This is a genomic window from Archangium sp. (assembly GCF_057119385.1).
On record NZ_DBNGVP010000120.1, the window covers coordinates 87,096 to 108,932 of the forward strand.

Consider the following 21,837-nt stretch of genomic DNA (forward strand, 5'->3'; position numbering starts at 1 on the left):
GGGAGGCGGGCGAGGGCATCCGCTCGGCTGGCCGTGAGTCCTTCCCGGCGGGGACCGGGCATTGTCCGGTGTTCGCGGGTTTTCCTTGAAGTGTGTCTGTGTTTGGACAGGGAAGGAAAATCCTTTCCCAGACCGTCTTCCCATTGCGCGAGGCATCCCCAGTTTCCCGCCGTCTCCAGCCCCTGTGAGGTCAAACCCCATGAAACTGTCTTTGAATGCGCCGTCCCGGATGCTTCCGCGCCTCGCCCCGGTCATGTTGGGCCTGGCCCTGCTCGGCGCTGGCTGCGCCCAGCAGAAGGCGCCCGCGCAGCAGGTCGACGAGAAGGCCCTCGCGGCCGACTCGCTCTACATGGCGCGGCTCTACGCCGGCTGGGAGCAGCAGCTGGAGGCGCAGGGGCACTCGCGCGGCGGCCGGAGCTCGCAGATGGCGCTGGACCTCGCGGATGACACGCAGTACCGCTTCGTGAAGAACCGCCTGCTGGCCGCGGGCAACACGCCGGAGAACTCGCCGCGGCTCTTCGGCAAGCTGGAGACGCTGCGCAAGGAGAAGAAGACCGGCACCCCGGGCCCGAAGGCCCGCAAGGACCGGCTCACCTCGGCCGCCACCGGCGAGGCCCCGGAGAACTCGCGGTGTGGCCACCTGCTGCCGCTCGCCGACGTGGCCAGCCCCGACAACACGGTGGCGAAGTTCCAGGCCTCCGGCCTCGTCACCTGCTTCAACGGCTCCGACTACGCCTACGCCGACGTCACCGCCTTCGCCGCCAACCGTGAGCGCACGCAGTTCCGCGTGCTCGGCACCGAGTCCCTCGAGGAGTACGCCAGCGCCGTCCTCGAGACGCCGCCGCTCCCGCTCTCGCTGAAGGTGAACCTGGAGGAGGAGCTCTTCGTCGACTCGGTGGCCATCGCCTTCGACGAGGAGACGGGCGAGCAGCACCTGTCCTATGCGGTGGCCGAGTCGTCCCTGGTGGCCCTGGGCATGCACGACATCAACCTCATCACCGTCCAGCACCCCAAGGAGCTGATCGGCAAGATGCACAGCGACAATCCGATCCGGACCTGCCTGGAGCGTGGTGCCGTCTCCGGCTTCCTGGATTGTGATTACGCCTCGGGCAGCAAGGATCCCGTCACGGGCATCTTCAAGCCCTTCGCCAAGCCCTTCACGGGCGTGGGCGCGGCGGACCCCGAGGCGAGCCACTCCGTGTGGGTCCCCGCCGCCGGGGCCTACTGGGCGCCCGCGAGTGGAACCTATGAGCCCAGCCACCTCTACCTGCCCATGCGTGGCTGGTACCAGGTGACCCTGCCGTCGGACTGCACCTTGAATGAGATGCTCAGTGAGGCGACCGTCGTGCTGATGGAGCGTGGCGGCCGTTGCTCCGCGGGCACCATGCCCGGCAACAGCGTCCTCAAGGGGAGTCTGCCCTTCAAGACGCCGTTCCTCGACGAGTATGACCGCACGAAGCTCAACGTCCCCTTCGATGGGCTGGTGGACTTCGGCAAGGACTGCCTGGACATGTACCAGAACGTGCGCCTGATGATGCGCGCCACGCTGAAGGCCACCTGCGTGGACTACGCGGGCAACAGCCGGCCCTACACCCGCTCGCGCTACCAGGACATCCTCAACCTCGACTGGCGCAATGCCTGCCTCGCCGAGGGCACGCGCGTGACGAAGGCCGATGGCTCGCAGGTGCCGGTGGAGCAGGTGAAGGTGGGGGATAGGTTGCTGGCCAATGGTCAGGGCCAGGCCCTCACTGTGACGACCGTGTCCCGTGGCGGCGAGCGCAAGCCGCTCGTGAAGCTGCGCGATGCCCTGGGCGGCGAGGTGATGGTCACCCAGACGCACCCCATGGTGACGGCCACCCGCGGCGTGGTGCAGGCCGGCGAGCTGAAGGCCGGTGACTCCCTGCGGACCCGCACCGGTGCGACGAAGCTCGTGGGCGTCGAGCGCGTGCCCTTCTCCGGTGACGTGTTCAACTTCGCCCTCGGCACTCCGGAGGAGCTCGCCGTGGCCACGCCCGGGACGAACACGATGTACGCCAACGGCTACCTCGTGGGTGACAGCCAGATGCAGCTCACCCTGGAGAAGCAGCGCTCCAGCGACTCCCGCGAGGTGCTCGCCCGCCTCAACGGCGCCTGGCACGAGGACTTCCGCCTGCACCAGGCTCGCATCCAGAGCGCTCGCCGCTAATCCCCTTCACGTATGTCCGTGAAGGAGTGCCCGTGGGCCAGGCGCTGACAATGTGCCCATTTCCCCTCGCCCTCCGGGAGAGGGGATATGCCCCAGGGCCGTCCGGAGTTGCCGGGCGGCCCTCTGCTTCATCAGAAGGGCAGCCAGCTCGGCTTCACGCTCCGGGGGTTCGTGAGGGTGTAGGCGAGCTGGCTCCGCAGGTCTCCGAAGGCCATGGTGTCAGGGGGGCGCCGGGGAGCACGGCAAGGCGCTTGCTACAGCCGGAGAGAGCCCGAAGGGGCTTCTTCACTGGAGGTGGTCGTGACGCGCCGCACTGTCGAGCCCCAAGTCGTTGCAATGCCTGACATCATCCTCTATCCCCGCGACACGGTGATGCGCGCGCTCGAAGTGATGCACCGTTACGGCGTGCACCTGTTGCCAGTGGTGGATGAACGACACGGCGAAATCCTCGGCCACGTCTCCGAGGAGGAGCTGCACCGCATCTGGTCCACGCTCCCGCTGGCCCGCATGACTGAAATTCTGACTGCCCGCGCCACCCTCGCTTCGGAAGGAAGTGCAGGCGACCGTCCGCGCGTGGTGCTCGTGCCGGGCGGGCAGGGCGTTCGCTCCACCTGGTTGCACTAACGCGCGTCCGCCACCCGACGGATGGCGGCGATGATCTCCTCGGGCACCTCTTCCTGGAGGAAGTGGCCCGCGGGCGTCTCGGTGACACGGGCGCGCGGGAACACCTCGCGGTGACGCCGCAGTGCCCGGCCGAGGATGGGGTCCTTCACTCCCCACACCAGCTCCACCGGTCCCTGGAAGGAGCGCGCCCAGGCGTCTCCCTCGGTGAGCTCCGCCACCGTGGGGTGGTGCGGGCCGTTGGGCACCATGCGCGCCAGGGCCAGGGGTGCCGCGCGGTCCGCCACCCTCCTCAAGGGCCACGCATAGGCCCTCGCCACGTCTCCCGAGATGGAGGACGGGTCCCCTTGCGTGCGTCCCAGCACGGGCACCGGGAAGTTGAACAGCCGGAAGGCCACGTCGCTGACGACGGGCATCTGCGAGAAGCGGTGGAAGGCCGTGGTGCGGAAGCGCTCGGGCTTGAGGAGCGCGGTGTTCATCACCACCAGCCCCGTCACCCGGCCGCCCGCTCGCGCCGCCATCCACGCGCCGATGGGGCCTCCCCAGTCCTGCACCACCAGCACCACGTCCTTCAACTCCAGTCCCTGGACGAGCTCCAGCAGGGCCTCGCCATGGCGCCGCAGCGTGTGCGCGGACACCTCCCGGGGCTTGTCGCTCAGCCCGAGCCCGATGAGGTCCGGCGCCACCACCCGGTACGGCGCTCCCGCCAGCCCCGCCATCACCTTGCGATAGAGGAAGGACCAGGTCGGGTTGCCGTGCAGCAGCAGGACGGGGCGCCCCTCCCCCTCGTCCACGTAATGCATCCGCCCGAAGACAGTCGGGGCGAAGCGCGGGCGGTACGGGAAGAGCCGGGTGATGAAGGTGGGAAGTTCGATCATGGGCGCAAAGGCGTAGCACTTGCGTGCATGGTCAACATCAGCGGTGTGCCCAATGCCGACTTCCCAACGGGCTGCCCCCGGGGGCGCGGCCAGATCGCTCCACGCTTGCCAGGGTGTAGGGGGTCGCCCCCACGCCAACCGGTGGGGGCCGGAGGAGGCGTGGCATGAAGGCTGTGGCGATCATCCTCGCTGCGGGGGAGGCCAGGAAGATGGGCTACTCCAAGGCACTCATCGAGCACGAGGGGGGCAAGAGCTTCCTGCAGTCGCTCGCATCGACGTTTGGCAAGGCCGGCTGCTCGGTCATGGGCGTCATCGGCAAGGAGGCCGATGCCGTGCGTGACCAGCACCCGGCCATCCACCTGGTGGAGAACGAGCGGTGGCAGGACGGCCAGCTCAGCTCGGTGAAGGCCGGGCTGGAGGCGGCCTTCGAGGACGGGGCGGACATCATTCTCCTGCAGCCGGTGGACATGCCCGCGCTGCGTGCTTCCACGCTCAAGTCGCTCATCAAGGCGATGGGGGACTCGGTGGAGGCCATCCGCCCCGAGTTCGAGGGGGCCTCGGGCTTCCCCATCATCCTCTCGCGCGGCGCCGCCGAGCGGCTGCGGGACAGGGACTCCACCGAGACGCAGCTGGAGGTGGCGGTGCGCGGCCTGCAGGTGCGCCGCATTCCGGTGAAGGACCCGGGCGTCGTCGTCAACATCAACACCCCGGAGACGTACGAGCGGCTGTTCGGCTCGGCGCCGAAGCTGGCGCCTCCGCCCAAGCGCCGGGGCAAGAAGTCCGAGTCCACGGGCACCCCGGTGTCCACGGGCGCGTCGGCTCCCCTGGAGGCTTCCTCCGAGGGGATTTCCGGAACGTGAGCCCGGCGCGGCGTGCCCGGACCCGGCTGGCGGGTCCGGGGCACGTTGCTAGAAGTACAGGCCGACGCCCGCGTAGGGGCCGCTGAAGGAGTCGCGGTGCACCACGCCGTCGACCAGGCCGCGGTCATCGAGCATCAGCACCCGCCAGCCGGCGCGCAGGTTGATGGCGCTGAGGTGCAGGGCCAGGCCCGCCTGGGCGTCCAGCTGCAGGTGTGGCGCCGGGACGATCTGCGCGCGGGTCTCCAGGTCCAGGGAGCCCAGGAGGCAGCGCTCGAAGGACAGGGCGAGGCTGGGGCCCGTGAAGGTGGCGTCCGGCGCCTTCGCCGAGGCGAACCCGCCCTCCAGGCGCAGCCGCGTCTGGTCATCGGCGTACACCGCGAGCGTCAGGTGCAGGGAGAAGAGGTCGATCTTGTCCTCGCCCGCCGTGCCGTCGTCCGTGGGCAGCCGCATGCCCGTGCCCGCCAGGGCCACGCCGAAGCGCTCGCCCTCGATGCCCGCGTTGAGCCCCACCGCCGAGCCCTCTCCCAGCGCGAGCCCTTCCGCGTTCACCCGGAACATCAGCGTGTTGCGGTTGCGCACCTCCGACGTCTGAATCCGCTGCTGGACCACCGGCTCCTGCCCGTAGGCGTACATCGGCTGCTCGCCGGGGGCGGGCTGCGCCTGGGGGACCTCGGCGGGGGCGGTCTCGTAGGTGGTGGTCGCCTCCTGGTAGTGCGAGGCGAGTTCCGCGACATCCGCGGCGATGTGGATGATGTCCAGGATGGTGCCCACGGTGTTCGCGACGTCGTTCGAGGAGCTGGAGCCACCGGAGCTGGAGCCGCCGCTGTTGCCGTTGTTGGAACCCACGGGGCTGGCGTCGTGGACGTTGTCACTGCTGGAGCTGGAGGAGTCGGAGCGCTTACCGAAGCGCGCCTCGGCGGTGCCAGCGGTGAAGAGCAGGCTCGATGCCAGGGAGGTGCACAGCAGTTGCCTGAGGGTGGGCACGGGATTTCTCCGGGCGGGAAGAAAGGGGCGCCAGTGGGTGACCAGAGGCTCGGACGGCCGCCTGCCCGGTTTATTCACGGTGCTTTTCCGCGCGATTTCCGAGGCGGGGCGGAGGCATGTGGGTGTCAGTCGAGGAAGCGTCTCCACCAGCGCGTCGCCTCGTCCTGGGTGAGGCGCAGGCTCGAGTAGGTGGGGGGCTGGTCGAGGGTGGTGGTGTCCGAGAGGTCCAGCGGCTCGAGCCAGGGCTCCAGCACCCGGGCGAGCTCCCGGTACGCGGGGAGGGCCTGCCCGGTGGAGAGGTCTCCGGCTTCGGGGTGCTCGCCGAGGGCGATGACTGTGCGTTCCTCGTCGAGCGGGTACACGGTGGTTTCGGGAGATTGGAGGCGAGCGCGAAGGGCGGTGGCGCCACCGAGCTGGCCCAGCACGGGCTGCGCGAGGAAGTTGAGCCAGTGGACGCCATCGACACGTGTGCCCATCCGGTGCGCATGGGACCAGGCCGGGCGCAGGTCGATGCCCGGGTAGCGGAGGAGCTCGGCGCGGAAGGCATCTTCCCGGGAACGCAGGGGCCAGTAGAGCTGCAGGGCGAGGCCCACATGGCCGGTGGTGAAGCGAAGCTGGGAGGCCATCTCCAGGGCGAGCTCGCGCACCTTCGTGGGTCCGTGGGTGTGCAGGTACTCGGTGGGGAGTGTCGCGGTGAGCGTGCTCACCAGGTTGGGAGGGGGCGTGCGCGAGGGAAGCCGGGCCCGGTACCAGAGCTGGTAGCCGTTGGTGCTGCCGAAGCCGCCATCGAAGATGAGTTGGGTGGCGTAGCCCCTCTTCTGCAGGCGGTAGAGGGTGGGGTCGCTGAGTTCTTCGATGAAACGGAACGGACGCTCGGGCCGGAGGAGGTAGTGGAGATAGTCCCAGGTCTCCTCGTTCAGCGGGTTGCCTTCGTCGTCATTGGTGTAGAGGTGATTGATGACGCTGGGGCCCTGCCCCACCGCCTGCATGTAGCTCTTGACCGCATGGCTCACCCCAGAGCCGATATCCGGGTGGTCGTACGGTAGGTAGAAAGCGAAGCGAACAACGTCTCGTGCCAGCAACTCCCGCAGCGGAAAGCGGGGTGTTTCGCCACTCCAGAGTTTGACGTGCACGGGACAACGTCCACGGTGGCGGATGCGAGGAAATGGGGAAGTCATCAGGGGATGCCGAGTTGGAAGAGCCCCGCAGGAGAGATGACGGCCGCTGGGCATCGGTTCGAGAGGTTCTGGTAGGCTTTCAATTGAGTCTCTACCCATTGTGATTTGTGTGGAGCCAGCTTCTGGTCGGAGAGGCAAGGGAATTTGAGCTCGTAGACGCACTGTACGTCGGTGGCGTTTCTCGTCCCGTGCACGACGAAATCGGGATGGAGGGTATCGACGCCCTTGTCCGTCAGCACGACTCCATTCACCTCGGGGTCGGGCTTGTAGCGAGGCTCGACGGTGAAGTTCTCGCGGAGGTTCGGAGGCAGGCGAGCCTTGAAGCAGGCGAAGGCCGCAGCGTGCTTGAGCCTTCCGAGTTCCTGGGCAAGGGTCACTTTTTCGCCCGACGCATCGAAGCCGACTCTTTTCAGGCACTCGGCGTCATTGGGGAACTTCCCATTCTCGAATGGGAAGCCTCCTTCCCGCTGCTGGTAGGCCTCGTTGATGTCCGCGTGCGCCTGGGCCACGCAGTCCTTGAGGGTTGCTTCGACCAGATCCAGCTCCGCGCCGGTGAGGGCCCGCTCGAGGGTGTTGAGTCCCTGGATGGCCTCGACGGCCTGGACGACCTTCTCGAGTACCTGTCCGGCGCGAGTCGCCGCTGGCACGACGATCTCCCCGGTACTTGCATTGACCGGGGCGGCACAGGCCAGGCCACACGACTGGTTGAACTGAGAGCGCGCGCCGGTGAGCTGTCCGCTCCGGGATGGCGAGGGGTGGAACGTGGTGGTGCAGGAGATGCTGATGAGCGCCAAGAGGTGAATCCAACCGAGCCGAGCCACGTGTCCCCCAACGGAATGAGCCGGGGGTCGAGAATGCATCGGGCATTCACCGCCGTGAAGCGCCTTCGGTGACGCCTCTCTCGGTTACCGCGCTTGTCCCGGGCGCTTCTTGGCCAGCCGTTGATCCGCGGGCGCAGCGGGTGCGGGAGGTGGCGTGGGTTTCGGCGGCGCGGGCATGAGCTGCAGCTCCAGCCGCCGGTTGCGCTCGCGCGCCAACGGTCCGTCATCCACCACCACCGGGTGGTACGGCCCGTAGCCCGCCGCCACCAGCCGCTCCGGGCCCAGCTTCGTCTTCTCCCCCAGCAGCCGCACCACCGTCACCGCGCGCGCCGAGGACAGCTCCCAGCTCGTTGCTTCCGGCGTCGTCTCCGGCACCGCGTCCGTGTGCGCCGCCACCTGCACCAGGTGTCCCTCCACCGCCAGCTTCGCTCCCACCCGCGTCAACAGCTCCGCTCCCGCGGGCGTCAGCGCCGCCTTGCGCGGCTCGAAGAGCAGCCGGTCCGCCAGCTCCACCCGGAGCCGTCCCTCCGTCTCCGTCAGGAAGACCTCGCCCTTCTCCAGCTCCGCCTTCAGCAACTGCTCCAGCTCCGTGCGCACCGCCTCGCGCCGCGCGAGCAGCACGTTCTGCTCCCCGGCCCGCTTGTTGAGCGCCGCGTTCTGCGTGGACAGCCCCTGCTGCTGTTGCTCCAGCAGCCGCAGCCGCCGCGCCATGCTGTCCCGCAGCACTTGCAGCTCCGCCACCCGGGCCTCGGACTCGCTGGCTTCGCGCTCCAGCTGCTCCACCCGCTGCATCAGCGACGAGATGGAGCGCGACGCTCCCCACCCGCCCAGCACCGTCACCCCCAGCGAGCCCGCCAGCAGCCACCAGGGCAACCACCGGCGCTGGTGCTTCTCCGCGTCGCTCGCTGCTCGTTCCATCCGGGGCTCCTCCTCGGCGCTCGTGGTTGGAACTCCAATGATATACGGATTCAGCGCAGCCAGTGCACCAGCGCCCACGCGGCCAGGGCCACCGGGGTCAGGAAAGCCGCCACATTCACCGCCGCCAGGAGCAGCGCCGCCGCCGACCAGCCCGCGAACGTCATCCGGTCCTTCCTCGTCGGCGCGGGCACCGGCACGTCCATCCCCAGCGCGCTCCGCATCTCCTCCACCGTCCGGCCCAGCAGCGCGTCACCGTACTCGGCCCGGTAGAGGTTGCCCGTGTGCAGGCCCCGCTGGAAGGCCTTGGCAATCCGCCGCGGCATGAAGAACAGCCCCGCGCCCATCCCCGACAGGTTCAGCAGCCACGCCACCCAGTGGTCCGTGCACCCGCCCGCCACTTCCCACGCGGAGATCTCACACTCGCCCCGGAAGTCCGTGCGGTAGCCCGTCAGCACGTGGTGCAGGTCATGGAAGCGCAACGCCCGCACGCGCTCGGCCGAGTTGGGGAACCAGAAGGGCACCGGGCCCACGTCCACCCGCACCCAGCGCTCGTCGTAGTTGCCGCCCTGTCCGAAGCCGTTCTCCTCGAAGTAGTGCTCGCGCGCCTGGCGCAGCGTCAGGGTCGCCTCGTTGCTCATGACCGCCTCCGTTTGTTTCCGCCAGCCGTTCCGCTCCCCGGCCCGAGCCCCTTCAGCTGCAGCGCGAAGGAGCGCTCGAGCATCGGGCGCCAGCTGTCCCCCGGGCCCAGTGCCCCGGACAGCCAGCCCATCAACGTCGTGATGTACAGCGAGAAGAAGTTGAAGCCCGCCATCTCCAGGTCCACGTCCCCGGCCACCTCGCCGCGCTCGCGCGCCGCCGCCACCAGCCCCGCCAGCCGCGCCGCGAAGGCCCGCTCCAGCTGCATCCGCTCCCCGCCCGGCCCCGGCTCCATGAAGAGCAATTCCCGGATGAACATGCGCGCCAGCGCCGGGTCCTTCGCGTACAGCCGGAAGAAGCCCTCGAAGACGTGCAGCAGCTGCTCGAGCAGCGGGGCCCGCGGGGGCAGCGTGCGGAAGCGCTCCTCCTGCACCGCCTCCACCCGCTCGGCCAGCACGAGCATCAGCAGCTCCTCCTTGGTGCGCGCGTAGAGGAACAGCGTCCCCGTCCCCACGCCCGCCCGCTCGGCGATCTCCCGCGTCGTCGTCTCCGCGAACCCCTTGCTCGTGAAGAGCTCCCGCGCCGCCTCGCGGATGCGCTCCAGCTTCTCCTGCTTGTTGCGCTCCCTCAGTCCCGGGGCCTCGGCGGCCTTCGGACGGGCGCTTGCCTTCCGAGAAGTGACCATGCTCAAAAATGAGTATGCTCAGAAATGTGCCGCGGCGCAAGCCAATCACCCGGTGGTGGGACGGCGGGGAGGGGCGTTCAGCCGAGCGGCAGGTGGAGCAGGAAGTGGGCGCCCTGGCCCGGCGTGCTCTCCACCTTCAGCTCGCCGCCGTGGGCGCGGGCGATCTGCCGCGACACGTAGAGGCCGAGCCCCAGGCTCTCGCGCGCGTGCTTGCCCGTGGCCCGCTGGTAGCGCTCGAAGATGCGCGCCTGCATCTCCGGGGTGATGCCCGGCCCGAAGTCCCGCACGCCGAGCACCGCCGTCCCTTCCCTGTGCTCCACGTGCAGCTCCACCGGCTGGCCGGCGGCGTACTTCATCGCGTTGGACAGCAGGTTCATCACCACCTGCTCCACCCGCAGCCGGTCCACCTTGGCCACCACGGGGGCCTCCGCGCGCACCACCGCGGTGCAGCCGGCCTCGGCCAGCTTCTCCTCGAAGCGCACCACCACCCAGTGCACCAGCTGCGCGAGGTCCACCTCCTCGCGCTCCAGCTCCAGGTGCCCGGTGGAGACGCGCGACACGTCCAGCAGGTGGCTGACGAGCCGCTCCAGCCGCTCCGTCTGGCGCCGGGCCGTCACCAGCGACTGGCGCAGCTTGTCCTCGGTGGGCATGTGGCCCGCGTCCACCGTCCGCTGCAGTGCCGTCAGCTGCAGGCTCAGCGCGGACAGGGGGTTGCGCAGCTCGTGCGTGGCGATGGCGACGAAGTCGTCCCGTGCCGCCACCGCCTGCTCCGCCTGGTGGAAGAGCCGCGCGTTGTCCACCGCCAGCGCCGCGCGCCAGGCCAGGTCCTCCACGAAGGCCAGGTCGCGCTCGGTGTAGCGGCGCGTCTCGTCCTGGCTCACCACCGTCAGCACGCCCAGCGTGCGCTCCCGGGCGATGAGCGGGACGAACATCACCGAGCGCGGACGCAGCGGCGCCAGCGTCGCCCGGAAGTGGGCGTCCAGGGTGTCGTCCTCCAGGAGCGTGTCGCCCACCTCGGACACCAGCAGGGCCCGGCCGGATTCCAGCACCCGCCAGGTGGGCGAGTCCGGATGGGGGTGGGGCGACAGGCGCCGCGCCTCCTCCAGCACCCGCTGGGTCTCCGCCCGGCGTGCCGCCGCCGCCACCCGCTCCAGGCGCTTGCCGTCCTCGGAGCGCACGTCGAGCATGCAGCAGTCCGCCAGGTGCTCGGCCACCACCCGCACGGTGCTCTCCATCGTGGTGCGCGGCTCCAGCGAGGAGGACAGCCGCGTGGTGGCCTCGGCGAGGAAGCGCAGGCCCTCCTCCACCTGCTTCTGCTCGGTGATGTCCAGCACCGTGAGGCCCACGCCCAGCGTCTCCCCGCCCACCTTCACCGGGAAGAAGGTGCTGTGCACCGGGCGCGGGGGAATGCCGGGCCGCGCCGGTATCAGGGCGTTCCGGTTCGTCCGCGGCTCGCCGCGCTCCATCACCTCGCGCAGCAACCGCTCCACGAAGGTGGCCTCCTCCGGCTCCGGCAGCAGCTCGCGCACGGTGTGCCCCCGGTGCGCCTCGGGGGACTTGCCATTCATGGCGGCCAGCACCGGGTTGACGAGCGCGTAGCGCAGCTCCCGGTCCACGAAGCCCATGCCCACCGGCGAGGCGGCGAGGAAGGCCTCCAGCAGCGCCAGGGTGGTGTCGCGCGCCCGCAGCGCGCCCTGGGCCTCGCGGAAGAGCCGGGCGTGCTCCACCACGAAGGCCACGCGCCGGGCCAGCTCCTCGGCGTACTTCAGCTCGCGCTCCGTGTAGCGCCGGCCCGGGGTGGAGAGGATGAAGTTGAGCACGCCCACCCGGCGCGCGCCCACCGACAGCGGCACCGCCATGCACGCGCGCGGCCCCAGCTCCTCCATGGCCCGCAGGTGCTCGGGCGTGCGCGCCATCGTGGCCAGCGCCTCGCGGGAGATGTCCGGCAGCAGCAGGGTGCGGCCCTCGAGGAACACCCTCGACAGCGGGCTCGGGCTGCCCACCTTGGGTGGAAAGCGCAGCAGCTCGTTCATCAACGGCTGGTGCGCCGGCTCCCGCGCGGAGGCCACCAGGCGGTGCAGCTCGCCGTCCTCGCCCACCACGTCGATGATGCAGAAGTCCGCCAGCTGGCGCGTGGCCAGCCGCGCCACCGCCTGCAGCGTGCTCTCCCAGTCCAGCGACTCCACCAACAGGCGCGTGGCCTCGGTGAGGAAGGCCTCGGCGTGCTCCGCCTGCCGGCGCGTGGTGATGTCCACCTTCACCGCCACCGCGCCCACGATGGTGCCCTGGGCGTCCTTCAGCGCCGTGGTGGAGTGCAGCACCGTGCGCCGCGCCCCGTCGAAGGCGACGAGCTCCAACTCCTCGTTCACCACTGGCTGCCCGTCGCGCAGCGTGCGCGCCAGGGCCCACTCGTGCGGCTCCAGCCGCCGGCCACTCCCGGGCCAGTAGCCCTCGTAGACGCCGTAGCCCTCCAGCCCCACCCGCGGCAGCGGACCGCCCCAGATGCTCTCCGCCACCGGGTTGGACTCCAGCGGCCGCCCCAGCGCATCCACGATGTAGACGCCCACGGGCATCAATCGCAGCAACGCCCGGAGGTGCTCGCGTTCGGCGAGCAGGGCCGCGGCTTCCGGAGGACCGGATGAATCGAGATGGGACATGACTGCGTGGACTCCCCCCGCGTCCACCATAACGTCCCCTCGTGGCGGGGAGCGGGCGGGACGGGCTGGACGTCGTCCACTGCGCGTTTCATCCGTCAGCCCGGCGGCGTGTTCCCTGTGGGTTCCCAGGGGCCGAGAAAAACGGGCGAGGGCTCCACCTTCAGCGTGGGGGCCGAAAAAGTTGAGGCGGCGCGCCCGGGGAGGGGAACCGGACGCGCCGCCCCCGCCGCCCCCGCACCCATGAGGTGCCAGGCGGAAGTGCAGCCCTACTGCATGAATGCACCGGTGGCCTTCCCAGGGGACCGCCGGAGCTTTCGGCGCCTACCTCGCGCCGACACTTTCGGTTGTACTCGGAGGGTCTGACATCCCCGTGGGCCCCAGCGTCTCCCCGGCGCCAGGGCCCACGGTTCCTCCGCCGACCGCGACTCCCTTCTACACGGAGAGTCTGACACGCCCGCGCCAGCAGTGGTTCCACTCCCGGGCTGACGCGCTCCGGCTTGATTCCAGGGGCGGCGGGAGCCTATTTCCTACCTCCTGCGACAGAGAGGGCCCAGGACGATGGCGATTCGATGTGTGGTGCTGGATTTCGATGGGACGTTCACCGACGCGGCGGCGGAAGGCGCGCCCTTCGTCCAGCACTTCCGTCGGCGGCTGTCCGAGGAGCTCGGCCGGGACGTGATGGAGGCGGGGTGGGCGGACGTGGAGGCCGGGGTGCTGGCCAGCAACGAGGAGCATGGCTGGGAGGTGGGAGGCCGCATCGTGGCGCCGGCCACGGCGGACCCGTATCTGCTGGCCAACTTCGTGGCGCGGCGGCTGTGTGACCGGCTCGGGGTGAAGACGGACAAGGCCGAGCGCGCGGCGCTGCTCGACACGCTCTACCGCGAGGCGTACGCGCAGGTGGGCATGGCCTTCAAGCCCGAGGCGAAGGAGGTGCTGGAGGCGCTGCTGGAGACGGGGCTGCCGGTGCACGTCGTCACCAACGCGCACACGGCCACGGTGGAGGCGAAGCTGACGAAGCTGGCCCCGCGCGGCCGCGAGCGCCTGCGCGTCTCGGGGGACGCGCGCAAGTTCCTCATCGAGCCGGCGTCCACGGAGGACTCCATCTTCTCCGCCGTGCCGGAGACGATGCACGTGGAGGCGCTGGTGCGTCCCATCCACCTGCGGCGTGGGCGCTACTACGATGCGCTGCGCCGCATCTGGAACGAGACGGACACCTCGCCGGAGACGACGCTGGTGGCTGGCGACATCTACGAGCTGGACCTGGCGATGCCCGCGGCGCTCGGGGCCCACGTGCAGCTGGTGCAGCGCACCAACACGCTCGAGTACGAGCGCCGGGCCATCGCCGCGCTCGGCTCGCGCGGCGGCATGGACCCGAGCCTGCGTGCCATCCTCCCGCGCCTGCGCGGCTGAGGCGGACGCGCTCCTTCATTCCAGCGGAGGTGGAGCTTGCTGCCGCTGGAAGCGAAGGGCTAGCTTGCGCCCGGAGCGCACCCTAACGAACCGATGACGAGGCCAGCGCACCCATGATTCGCGAAGTCTCGATCGAGAACTTCAAGTCGATCCAGGAGCTCAACCTGCAGCTCGGACGGGTCAACACGTTCATCGGTGCGAATGGCAGCGGCAAGAGCAACATCCTCGAAGCGATCGCACTCCAATCGGCCGCGGCTCAGAACAAGCTCGACAACGAGTTCCTGGCGTCACGAGGCATCCGCGTCACCGAGCCGATGTTCATGCGGGCGGCTTTCGATGCTGAGGGCGCACAGAGTGACATCACCATCCGCGTGCATTTGGATGACGATGTTGAGATTGCCCATCGTCTGTGGGCCGAGGAAACATCAGCCTATGCGCGATGGCAGGCTGCCCCCATCTGGGATCGTCCTGACCGGATGCAGCGCTCAATGCATGAAGCCGATGAAGCCTTCAAGCACATTGTGAAGGCATTGGGGATACCCGAGTCGGTGCTGGAAGAGCGTCTGCGTTCGGCCATTGAAAAAGCGGCGCTTTCCTATTCAGACAGATTGCCAGGCTTCATCGTCTTCTCTCCTGAGAACTCCTATCTGCGGATCTTCCAGGCCGAGGGCCAGATCCTCCCGCTTGGAATCAAGGGTGAAGGACTCTTCGCTCACCTCAAGGCACTGAATGCCAGGTTCCCTGCCCGCCTTGCGGAGATCATGGACAAGCTCGCGCTGATCGACTGGTTCGAGCGCCTGGACTTCCCTGCTGATCTCGCGCCCGGCGAGCGGAGCATTCGCATTCGCGATCGCTATCTGGCCGAAGGCGCGCTCTTCGACCAGCGCAGCGCCAACGAAGGTTTCCTCTTCCTCCTGTTCTACCTCACCCTCTTCATCAGCCCGGACACGCCCCGGTTCTTCGCCATCGACAACGTCGATGCGTCCTTCAACCCCAAGCTCTGCGCCACCCTCATCCAAGAGCTCACGGGGCTCGCCAAGAAGTACGAGAAGCAGGTGATTCTCACCACGCACAACCCCGCCGTGCTCGACGGTATCGACCTCACCGATGACGAGCAGCGCTTGTTCGTCATCGCCCGGAACAAGGACGGGCACACCAAGGCACGTCGTGTATCGCCGCCCAGGCCGATTGAAGGGGAGCCACCCATGAAGCTCTCGGAAGCGTTCATGCGCGGCTACATCGGCGGGCTGCCCAAGAACTTCTGACGAGGTGACACGTGCCCAGCTTCGGGATCGTCGGCGAAGGGGTCACCGACCAGATCGTTGTCGACAACATCCTGCTCGGATACTTCGGCGACGAAGAACCCATCGTCAACTACGTGCAGCCGCCGCTCGACAAGACCGGTGAGACGAGCGAGCCCGCTCCCGGAGGCTGGGGGCTGGTGCTGAAGTTCTTCGAGCTTGGCGAGCACCGGCGCGCTCTGCAGTTCAACGACTACCTGGTGGTGCAGATCGACACCGACGTCTCCGAGCAGAAGGGCTACGACGTCCCCCACCGTGAAGGCGGCCGGGAACTGGAGGTGGCGGAGCTCGTCATGCGCGTCACCGAGAAATTCAAGGGCATCATCGGTGACGAATTCTGGAGGGCACATGGCCACCGCCTCCTCTTCGCCGTCGCCGTACACGGAATCGAGTGCTGGCTGCTGCCCCTCTTGTACGATGACAATCGGGCTGCGAAGACAACGGGCTGCCTGGATGCCTGCAATCGCGAACGTAACAAGCGCAACAAGGCACCGCTCTCGACCTCAGGCCACAAGAGCGAAACGAAGAATGTGAAGGCGTATCAGGAGGTCGCTCGCGAATATGCGAAGCGCAAGCGCCTGTACGCCGTCCATGACAAGAATCCCAGTCTCGCGCTCTTCATCTCGCAGCTGGATGCGAGAAATGTGAAGGCAGAGCCAGGTGCTGCGCCCCTGGAGGGCGTACCCGGGCAGCAGCCCCCGACCTCATCGGATGCGGAGGAGTAGCTGGTGATGTCCATCGTCCAGAAGCCGTGTCTGCTCCTCCTCGTGGGAGCCCTCGCGAGCGCCTGCGCCGCCACGCCGGGCGCGAAGCGCGAGCCCTCCCCGTTCAAGAAGTGGCCCTCCAAGCCGCCGGACTGTGCGTTCGACTTCTTCGAGGAGGGCGTCGAACCCTCGGAGCCCTCGCGTCCCTACGAGGTGCTGGGCACGCTGGCGCTCGACGGCAACCAGTGGATGGGGCAGGTGGGGCGCGTCGAGGCGCTGCGCGAGACGGCATGCAAGGCCGGCGCGGACGTCGTCCTGCTCTCCCGTCCCTTCGAGCGGGGTTTTGGCAAGCAGGTCATCCGCTCCTACGACGTGCGCTTCGCCGTCTACACGGACGTGCCCCCTCCTCCCGAGGTCCAGGCCGAGCGCGAGGCCGCCCGCGAGAAGCCGCCCCCGCCGCGTTCACCGGACACCATTGTGGTTCCCGCTCCCGCCTGGGAGCAGGACGCGGAGGGCACCGCCGTCATCCAGAAGCGGTAGGCTGGAGGGGTCGACTCCACACCGACGCAGGAGGAGCCCATGAGAGGGATGAGAGGAGGGGCGCGGGCCCTGGGAGGTGCAGCGCTGGCGCTCGCACTGGTGCTGCCCACCGGCTGCAAGACGCCCGGCAGCTTCCGCGAGCCCGTGGCCCGCTTCCAGGCGGGCAACACCGAGGCCAGCACCGCGCTCGGCCAGTACTACTCGGAGCTCAACCGCTTCGAGCGCGATCTCTACCTCGACGAGCGGCTGTACGACACCTCCCTGGAGGTGCTCGCCAGCGACGCCGCGGGCCGGCCCACGCCCCTGGTGGGCAAGCTCTTCTCCCCCGAGTCCATCCAGGCCCGCATGGACGCCATCGCCCTGCTGGGCGTCTACGCCGAGCGGCTCGCCGCCCTCGCGGGCGCGGAGAACCCCGGCAAGCTGCCCGAGGCCTCCCAGGCCCTGGGCACACAGCTCGGCGCCCTGGGCACGCAGCTGGAGTCGCTGGGGGGCAGGGGAGACGCCACCGCCAGCCGGTACGTGGAGCCGGTCACCACGCTCCTCGGCGTGGCCACCTCGCTCTTCCTGGAGGCCCGCCAGGGCGCCGCCCTCCAGAAGGCCATCGAGCAGGGCGCTCCCCAGGTCAATGCCATCCTCGACCTGCTGGAGTCGGACCTGGTGGACGTGCTCGGGCCCCAGCGCCTCACCGGGGCCAAGCAGGCCCTCGCCTCGCGGGTGATGTTCTACAACCTGAACCGCGAGAAGCTCTCCCTCGCCGAGCGCCGCGCCGTGCTCGACGACATCCGCCGCGCCTCCGATACCTACGAGGCCCTCGTGGTCGCCCAGCCCGTGGAGGTGGCCCGCGCCCTGCGCGACGCCCACCAGGCCCTCCTCCACTTCGCCCGCTCCGAGCGCAAGGTGGAGTCCTTCGAGGAGCTCTCCGCCGCCATGCAGTCCTTCCAGGGCCGCGTGCAGACCGCCGCCGCCGCCGTCCAGCGCATCAGCACGTCCCCCAAGGAGTAGTCCCAGGAGGAGCCCCCATGGTCTTCGACACCCAGACGTTGACCCGCGTCGTCGAGCGCTGCTTCGACCTGTCGATGAGTGGTGCCCTGCCGGCCGAGACCCGCGCCCAGTACAACGCCCACGGCAAGCGCCTGCGCGAGCTGCTCATGCAACTGCTCGGCGCCCGCTTCGACGCCAACTCCGCCGAGTTCAAGCAGGCCACCGATGCCATGCACCAGACCAACCACGCCCTCTCCGAGGCCGTCGATGACTTGAACAAGGTCACCCAGGCCGTCGCTCGCGTCACGGAGCTGGCGGGGTTCCTGGACAAGGCGCTCGGGGTCGCCAAACGGGTCATCTCGTAGCAACCCGGGGCCCGGATACCCTCACCCCGTCCCTCTCCCGGGGGGAGAGGGGATGTCTTGAAACACGAAGCCCCGCGTTCCTTTCGGATCGCGGGGCCTGTGCGGCTTCAGCTCGGGGCGTCGATTACAGCTTGGCGCCCGGCGTCGGCTGGAACACCTCGTTGAACTCGGCGATGCACTTGTTCAGCACCGTCTTGATGTCCGCCGTCAGCTCGCGCTTGGCCGAGATGTCCTTGGCCAGCTGCGGGTAGCGGCCGTCCGAGAACTCGATGAACTCGCGCATCCACCGCACCACGTCGCTCACCGGCACCTGGCGGATCCACCCGCGCTTGTTCGCGTCCTCGCGGTTGGTGGCCGCGTACAGCTGCATCACCTGCTTCTCGACGGGCATGGGCTCGTACTGGCCCTGCTTCAGCACCTCCACCAGGCGGGCGCCGCGCGCCAGCGTCTCCTGCGTCGCCTTGTCGAGGTCCGAGCCGAACTGCGCGAAGGCCGCCAGCTCGCGGTACTGCGCCAGGTCCAGCTTCAGCGTACCGGCCACCTGCTTCATGGCCTTGATCTGCGCCGCGCTTCCCACGCGCGACACCGAGAGGCCCACGTTGATGGCGGGACGCACACCGGCGAAGAACAGGTCCGTCTCGAGGAAGATCTGCCCGTCGGTGATGGAGATGACGTTCGTCGGGATGTAGGCCGACACGTCACCGGCCTGCGTCTCGATGATGGGGAGCGCGGTCAGCGAGCCGGCGCCCTCCTCGTCGGACAGCTTCGCGGCGCGCTCCAGCAGGCGGCTGTGGATGAAGAACACGTCGCCCGGGTACGCCTCGCGGCCCGGCGGACGGCGCAGCAGCAGCGAGAGCTGACGGTACGCCACGGCCTGCTTGGACAGGTCGTCGTACACGATGAGCGCGTGCATCTTGTTGTCGCGGAAGTACTCGCCGATGGCCACGCCGGCGTACGGGGCGAAGAACTGCATCGGCGCGGGGTCCGAGGCGTTCGCCGTCACCACCACCGTGTACTCCATGGCGCCCGCGCGCGTCAGCTTCTCCACCACCTGGGCCACCGTGGACTGCTTCTGGCCGATGGCCACGTACACGCAGTAAACGTTCAGGCCCTTCTGGTTGATGATGGCGTCGATGGCCACCGCCGTCTTGCCCGTCTGACGGTCACCGATGATGAGCTCGCGCTGACCGCGGCCGATCGGCACCAGCGCGTCCAGGGCCTTGATGCCCGTCTGCAGCGGCTCGTGCACGCTCTTGCGCTTCACGATACCGGGCGCCTTCACCTCCAGGCGGCGCACCTCGGTGGACGTGATGGGGCCCTTGCCGTCCAGCGGCTCGCCCAGGGGGCTCACCACGCGGCCCAGCAGCCCCTTGCCCACGGGCACGGAGGCGATCTGCGAGGTGCGCTTGACCAGGTCACCCTCGCGGATGTCCTTGAAGTCACCCATGATGGCGACACCGACGTTGTCCTCCTCGAGGTTGAGCACCAGGCCCTTCACCCCGTTGGAGAACTCCACCAGCTCGCCGGACAGCACGCCCTCGAGGCCGTAGACACGGGCGATACCGTCGCCCACGGAGAGCACGGTCCCGGTCTCGGCGACGGTGACCTTCTTGCCGTAGTCCTTGATCTGCTCGCGGATGATTCTGCTGATCTCGTCGGCGCGGATTTCCATCTTGCGTCCTTGCACAGGGGCGGCCGGTGGGAATGCCGCCAGAGAAACCTATATGGCGGGGCCCCCTTACCACGCGCACCCCCCCACCGCAACGCGCAAGGGCCCACCCGGGCACCGGTTGTCATCGGCGCTGTAAGCGACACTGGAGGGAGGGGGTTTCCCTCTCAGGAGCCCGGGGCGTGCCGCGGCAGCCACACGATGAAGCGCGTGCCCAGGCCCACTCCGGACTCGACCGAGATGCGGCCTCCATGGGCCACCACGATCTGCCGGGCGATGTAGAGGCCCAGTCCCAGCCCATCGCCACTGGCGCGCTTGCCCCGCTTGAAGGGCTCGAACAAGGTCGCCCGCTCCTCCAGCGGCACCGGCGGGCCCTCGTTGCGCACCGTCAGGGTGATGCCGTCCGGCACCCCCACCGCCTTCACCTCCACCGGCGTGTCCTCGGGGCTGTGCTGCACGGCGTTGCCCACCAGGTTGTCCAGCAGCTGGCCGAGCCTCGACTCGTCCCAGCTCCCCCGCACGTCCCCCTCCACCTTGGAGACGATCAGCCGCGCGGGGTGCGACACCTGGAACTCCTCCACCACCCGCTCCAGCAGCTTGTCGAGCGACAGCGGCACCGGCTTCACCGGAATCCCCCCGGCCAGCCGCGCCCGCGTGAAGTCCAGCAGCTCGTGGATCATCCGCTCCATGCGCCGCGTCGCCGTGGCCACGTGCGTCACCTGCCGGGCCTGGGTCTCGTTCAACCCCCCGCCGCGCTGGAGCGCGCCCGTGCTGAGCTGGATGGCGTAGAGCGGGGTGCGCAGATCATGACCCACCACGCCCAGGAGCTGCTCGCGGAAGGCATCGGCCCGGGACGCGGCCTCCTCGGAGGCCTTGCGCGCGCTGATGTCCCAGACGGCCGTCATCCGCACGGTGCGTCCGCAGAACTCCACCGGCCGTCCCAGCACCTCCAGGAAGAGGCGCTTGCCGTCGGCGCGCAGGCCCGTCAGCTCATACGGGGACTCCACCTGCCGGGACACCGCCCGCTGCACCGCCTCGCGGGACTCGGGCGCCACCCAGCGCGCCAGCGGCTGGCCCACCATCTCCTCCGGCGGGCTGCCGAAGAGGTTGGCCAGCGGACGGCTCACCTCGAGGATGAGGCCCGCGTCATGCAGGAAGTAGCCGTCACACGACACGGCGACGAGGCCACTGAGCCGCTCCTCGCTCTCGCGCAGGGCCAGCTCCCGCTCCACGCGCTCCGTCTCGTCCTCCAGCATCACCCCCACGCCCGTGCGCAGTCCGCCCGAGGACGCCGGCAGCACGGTGAGCCGGAAGTGCCGCACGTGGGCATTCGCGGCGAAGCTCCCCAACTGGCCCGACACCCGCGCCCCCGACACCTGCTCACCAGCCAGGGCGCGCTGCAGCAGCGGCGTCAGCTCCTTGGTCAGCCCGGGCCAGACCTCGCCCGTGGTGCGGCCCTCGTACGCGCTGCCGGGCAGCCCGCTCAGGGTCATCAACGCGGTGCTGACGAAGCGAAAGCGCAGCTCCCGGTCCAGGAAGGCCAATCCGAGGCCCGACGCATGGAGTAGCGCCCCGAAACACTGCTGGGCCTCCTCGGAAAAAGAAGGGGCCATAAGGGCTGCGTGTGAGCGTTGGAGGACGGGCTGCGCCATGGTGATGGACCACGGGCCTGGGACCCGTGTGGTCACACCATAGCCTTTCCCCGGCCCGCTGGGAATACCGGGCTTGCCGGGAAGTGGGGAGGAACCGACAGGACGGGTTCCTCGGGAGTCCAGCGAGCGAGACGGCTAGCGCTGCTTCAGCTCGCGGCGCAGCTGCTCGAGCTGGGTGCGCAGGGTGCCGTCATAGAGGGTGCTGCCGACCTGGGCGGCGACACCGCCGAGGACGGAGGGGTCCACGCGGGACTCCAGCACCACGTTGCGCTGGGTGAGCTGCTTGAGGGTGCCGGCCAGGGACTGGAGGGTGTCGGCGGCCAGGGGGACGGCGCTGGTGACGTGGCCGCGCACGCGGCCGGCCTGGGCGTCCACCATGTCCCGGTAGAGGCGGGCGATGTCCGGCAGGTAGCCCAGCCGGTTGCGGTCCACCAGCAGACGCATGCTGTTGGCCAGCACGGGCTCCACCTGGCCGAGCGCCTTGAGGAGCGACTCCACCACGCGGGCGCGCTGCTCGCGGGTGTAGGCCGGGTTGAACAGGACGTCCGCCAGCTCGCGGTTCTGGCCGACGGCGCTGGAGAAGGAAGTGAGCTGCTCCGACACGGCATCGGCGCGGCCAGCTTCAGTGGCGACGTCGAGGAGCGCGCGGGCGTAACGGCGGGCGATTGACACGTTCACCATGGCGCGGCGGCCCTTAGCACGCCCCCCGGCCGGGGGCAACGCCGCGCCGTGTTCCCCGTCCGGGGTCTCCAATAAGTTCCCCTGGGGCTGTACCCGTCAGGAGGGGTGCAC

The 21,837-nt window shown here is 69.2% G+C and carries 20 protein-coding genes; 9 read left to right on the plus strand and 11 right to left on the minus strand.

The features are described 5' to 3' along the window. Nucleotides 1-199 precede the first annotated feature (199 nt). The gene (locus AC16DP_RS29715) at nucleotides 200-2,185 is read left to right on the plus strand and encodes a Hint domain-containing protein (RefSeq protein WP_329730505.1); all 1,986 of its coding nucleotides are present in this window, start codon (nucleotides 200-202) and stop codon (nucleotides 2,183-2,185) included. Nucleotides 2,186-2,485: 300 nt separating this feature from the next. After that, a complete protein-coding gene (locus tag AC16DP_RS29720; protein ID WP_063796948.1) occupies nucleotides 2,486-2,809 on the plus strand; it encodes a CBS domain-containing protein in 324 nt (107 codons plus the stop codon). Here the strand turns inward: AC16DP_RS29720 and AC16DP_RS29725 are convergent. Beyond that, nucleotides 2,806-3,684, minus strand: a complete 879-nt coding sequence (locus AC16DP_RS29725) for an alpha/beta fold hydrolase (RefSeq protein ID WP_329730504.1) — start codon at nucleotides 3,682-3,684, stop codon at nucleotides 2,806-2,808. The genes AC16DP_RS29720 and AC16DP_RS29725 overlap by 4 nt on opposite strands. Nucleotides 3,685-3,848: 164 nt before the next feature. Between AC16DP_RS29725 and AC16DP_RS29730 the strand changes: the two genes are divergently transcribed. Beyond that, nucleotides 3,849-4,544 (plus strand): nucleotidyltransferase family protein, encoded by a 696-nt coding sequence (locus AC16DP_RS29730; protein WP_329730503.1) that lies wholly within the window; start codon nucleotides 3,849-3,851, stop codon nucleotides 4,542-4,544. Between the two features lie 48 nt (nucleotides 4,545-4,592). On the opposite strand, the gene AC16DP_RS29735 is transcribed toward AC16DP_RS29730, so the two are convergent. The 7 genes from AC16DP_RS29735 to AC16DP_RS29765 form a co-directional block, all read right to left on the minus strand. Continuing rightward, nucleotides 4,593-5,528: a hypothetical protein gene (locus AC16DP_RS29735; protein ID WP_329730502.1), complete on the minus strand. Its 936-nt coding sequence runs from the start codon at nucleotides 5,526-5,528 to the stop codon at nucleotides 4,593-4,595. A 125-nt stretch (nucleotides 5,529-5,653) separates the two neighbouring features. Further along, nucleotides 5,654-6,541: a type VI immunity family protein gene (locus AC16DP_RS29740; RefSeq protein WP_329730501.1), complete on the minus strand. Its 888-nt coding sequence runs from the start codon at nucleotides 6,539-6,541 to the stop codon at nucleotides 5,654-5,656. A 164-nt stretch (nucleotides 6,542-6,705) separates the two neighbouring features. Beyond that, nucleotides 6,706-7,500: a hypothetical protein gene (locus AC16DP_RS29745; RefSeq protein WP_329730500.1), complete on the minus strand. Its 795-nt coding sequence runs from the start codon at nucleotides 7,498-7,500 to the stop codon at nucleotides 6,706-6,708. 111 nt (nucleotides 7,501-7,611) lie between these two features. Next, a complete protein-coding gene (locus AC16DP_RS29750) occupies nucleotides 7,612-8,445 on the minus strand; it encodes an OmpA/MotB family protein (protein ID WP_329730499.1) in 834 nt (277 codons plus the stop codon). A 50-nt stretch (nucleotides 8,446-8,495) separates the two neighbouring features. Beyond that, entirely contained in the window at nucleotides 8,496-9,083 is a 588-nt protein-coding gene (locus AC16DP_RS29755; protein ID WP_329730498.1) for a hypothetical protein, read from the minus strand. Continuing rightward, the gene (locus tag AC16DP_RS29760; protein ID WP_329730497.1) at nucleotides 9,080-9,766 is read right to left on the minus strand and encodes a TetR/AcrR family transcriptional regulator; all 687 of its coding nucleotides are present in this window, start codon (nucleotides 9,764-9,766) and stop codon (nucleotides 9,080-9,082) included. The genes AC16DP_RS29755 and AC16DP_RS29760 overlap by 4 nt, the downstream gene beginning before the upstream one ends. Before the next feature lie 77 nt (nucleotides 9,767-9,843). After that, nucleotides 9,844-12,423 carry a sensor histidine kinase gene (locus AC16DP_RS29765; protein WP_329730496.1) on the minus strand — a complete coding sequence of 860 codons (2,580 nt, stop codon included), beginning with the start codon at nucleotides 12,421-12,423 and terminating at the stop codon, nucleotides 9,844-9,846. 558 nt (nucleotides 12,424-12,981) lie between these two features. Between AC16DP_RS29765 and AC16DP_RS29770 the strand changes: the two genes are divergently transcribed. The 6 genes from AC16DP_RS29770 to AC16DP_RS29795 all read left to right on the plus strand — a co-directional run bounded on the left by AC16DP_RS29770 (nucleotide 12,982) and on the right by AC16DP_RS29795 (nucleotide 17,724). Then, the gene (locus tag AC16DP_RS29770) at nucleotides 12,982-13,833 is read left to right on the plus strand and encodes an HAD family hydrolase (protein WP_329730495.1); all 852 of its coding nucleotides are present in this window, start codon (nucleotides 12,982-12,984) and stop codon (nucleotides 13,831-13,833) included. Nucleotides 13,834-13,946: 113 nt separating this feature from the next. Next, nucleotides 13,947-15,098: an AAA family ATPase gene (locus tag AC16DP_RS29775; protein ID WP_329730494.1), complete on the plus strand. Its 1,152-nt coding sequence runs from the start codon at nucleotides 13,947-13,949 to the stop codon at nucleotides 15,096-15,098. 11 nt (nucleotides 15,099-15,109) lie between these two features. Further along, entirely contained in the window at nucleotides 15,110-15,859 is a 750-nt protein-coding gene (locus tag AC16DP_RS29780; protein WP_329730493.1) for a hypothetical protein, read from the plus strand. Between the two features lie 6 nt (nucleotides 15,860-15,865). After that, nucleotides 15,866-16,378, plus strand: coding sequence for a hypothetical protein (locus AC16DP_RS29785; RefSeq protein WP_329730492.1), 513 nt, complete (start codon nucleotides 15,866-15,868; stop codon nucleotides 16,376-16,378). Between the two features lie 39 nt (nucleotides 16,379-16,417). Continuing rightward, a complete protein-coding gene (locus AC16DP_RS29790; protein WP_329730491.1) occupies nucleotides 16,418-17,380 on the plus strand; it encodes a hypothetical protein in 963 nt (320 codons plus the stop codon). Nucleotides 17,381-17,397: 17 nt separating this feature from the next. Then, nucleotides 17,398-17,724: a hypothetical protein gene (locus AC16DP_RS29795; RefSeq protein ID WP_329730490.1), complete on the plus strand. Its 327-nt coding sequence runs from the start codon at nucleotides 17,398-17,400 to the stop codon at nucleotides 17,722-17,724. Nucleotides 17,725-17,848: 124 nt separating this feature from the next. Here the strand turns inward: AC16DP_RS29795 and atpA are convergent, their stop codons facing one another. The 3 genes from atpA to atpH form a co-directional block, all read right to left on the minus strand. Next, complete coding sequence (gene atpA, locus AC16DP_RS29800; RefSeq protein WP_483956898.1) at nucleotides 17,849-19,396, minus strand: F0F1 ATP synthase subunit alpha; 1,548 nt, start codon at nucleotides 19,394-19,396, stop codon at nucleotides 17,849-17,851. A 164-nt stretch (nucleotides 19,397-19,560) separates the two neighbouring features. Continuing rightward, a complete protein-coding gene (locus AC16DP_RS29805; RefSeq protein WP_329730898.1) occupies nucleotides 19,561-21,006 on the minus strand; it encodes a sensor histidine kinase in 1,446 nt (481 codons plus the stop codon). A 174-nt stretch (nucleotides 21,007-21,180) separates the two neighbouring features. Next, nucleotides 21,181-21,726 carry an ATP synthase F1 subunit delta gene (gene atpH, locus AC16DP_RS29810; RefSeq protein ID WP_329730897.1) on the minus strand — a complete coding sequence of 182 codons (546 nt, stop codon included), beginning with the start codon at nucleotides 21,724-21,726 and terminating at the stop codon, nucleotides 21,181-21,183. Nucleotides 21,727-21,837 lie beyond the last annotated feature (111 nt).

Bases quoted from the DNA above. Each gene is read 5' to 3' on its own strand.
- AC16DP_RS29715 (WP_329730505.1), top strand. From the start codon at position 200: ATGAAACTGTCTTTGAATGCGCCGTCCCGGATGCTTCCGCGCCTCGCC.
- AC16DP_RS29725 (WP_329730504.1), bottom strand. From the start codon at position 3,684: ATGATCGAACTTCCCACCTTCATCACCCGGCTCTTCCCGTACCGCCCG.
- AC16DP_RS29730 (WP_329730503.1), top strand. From the start codon at position 3,849: ATGAAGGCTGTGGCGATCATCCTCGCTGCGGGGGAGGCCAGGAAGATG.
- AC16DP_RS29750 (WP_329730499.1), bottom strand. From the start codon at position 8,445: ATGGAACGAGCAGCGAGCGACGCGGAGAAGCACCAGCGCCGGTGGTTG.
- AC16DP_RS29755 (WP_329730498.1), bottom strand. From the start codon at position 9,083: ATGAGCAACGAGGCGACCCTGACGCTGCGCCAGGCGCGCGAGCACTAC.
- AC16DP_RS29760 (WP_329730497.1), bottom strand. From the start codon at position 9,766: ATGGTCACTTCTCGGAAGGCAAGCGCCCGTCCGAAGGCCGCCGAGGCC.
- AC16DP_RS29765 (WP_329730496.1), bottom strand. From the start codon at position 12,423: ATGTCCCATCTCGATTCATCCGGTCCTCCGGAAGCCGCGGCCCTGCTC.
- AC16DP_RS29770 (WP_329730495.1), top strand. From the start codon at position 12,982: ATGGCGATTCGATGTGTGGTGCTGGATTTCGATGGGACGTTCACCGAC.
- AC16DP_RS29775 (WP_329730494.1), top strand. From the start codon at position 13,947: ATGATTCGCGAAGTCTCGATCGAGAACTTCAAGTCGATCCAGGAGCTC.
- AC16DP_RS29785 (WP_329730492.1), top strand. From the start codon at position 15,866: ATGTCCATCGTCCAGAAGCCGTGTCTGCTCCTCCTCGTGGGAGCCCTC.
- AC16DP_RS29790 (WP_329730491.1), top strand. From the start codon at position 16,418: ATGAGAGGGATGAGAGGAGGGGCGCGGGCCCTGGGAGGTGCAGCGCTG.
- AC16DP_RS29795 (WP_329730490.1), top strand. From the start codon at position 17,398: ATGGTCTTCGACACCCAGACGTTGACCCGCGTCGTCGAGCGCTGCTTC.
- atpA (WP_483956898.1), bottom strand. From the start codon at position 19,396: ATGGAAATCCGCGCCGACGAGATCAGCAGAATCATCCGCGAGCAGATC.
- AC16DP_RS29805 (WP_329730898.1), bottom strand. From the start codon at position 21,006: ATGGCCCCTTCTTTTTCCGAGGAGGCCCAGCAGTGTTTCGGGGCGCTA.
- atpH (WP_329730897.1), bottom strand. From the start codon at position 21,726: ATGGTGAACGTGTCAATCGCCCGCCGTTACGCCCGCGCGCTCCTCGAC.